The organism is Vibrio sp. 1288, assembly GCF_033344475.1.
Genome location: NZ_JAWPOX010001066.1, coordinates 1 through 531, shown reverse-complemented (window position 1 = coordinate 531; position 531 = coordinate 1). Strand labels below are relative to the sequence as shown.

Below are 531 nucleotides of genomic sequence, written 5' to 3'. Positions count from 1 at the left end.
AACCTGTCTTCGAAGCAAAGCTGAAATTGCGTCATGCGGATCGAGTCTTAAAACAAGACTCTGATTGATATTCAGGTATGAGCTTGATTCAAATTATGAACAACACTTTGGTTCTTAACGCGAATGACTCGCACTTGTGAGTTCTTATTGATGAATTTATTTACAGAATCTACTACTATTCTTGGTTTATCGTGAAAACTTAATAGTAGTGAAAAAGTGGCAGCAATTAAACTTACAGTGGATCGTATTCAGCCGGGATTACATATCCGCCTTCCGCTAAAGTGGAACGATCCCCCCTTCCTACTCAATAGCTTTAAAATTAAAGACCAGGAACAGATCGAGATGATTCGTCATCTCGGTGTGAAGTTCGTGTACTTTAATCCAGAACAAAGCGACACCGCACCATTGCCCGTTAATCAAATCCAAACGGACAGCACAACAAGCAATGAATCGTTGGATCTAGAAACGCAAAAACTGTGGCAAGAAAAACAGAAACGAATTGAAAAGCTCAGTGCATATCGTCGACGAGGG

1 protein-coding gene is annotated in these 531 nt (G+C 40.5%); it reads left to right on the top strand.

From position 1 onward, the window contains the following. Positions 1-216: 216 nt before the first annotated feature. Positions 217-531, top strand: a 315-nt coding sequence (locus R8O11_RS30930; protein WP_318195353.1) for a DUF3391 domain-containing protein, incomplete at its 3' end; no start/stop codon positions are given.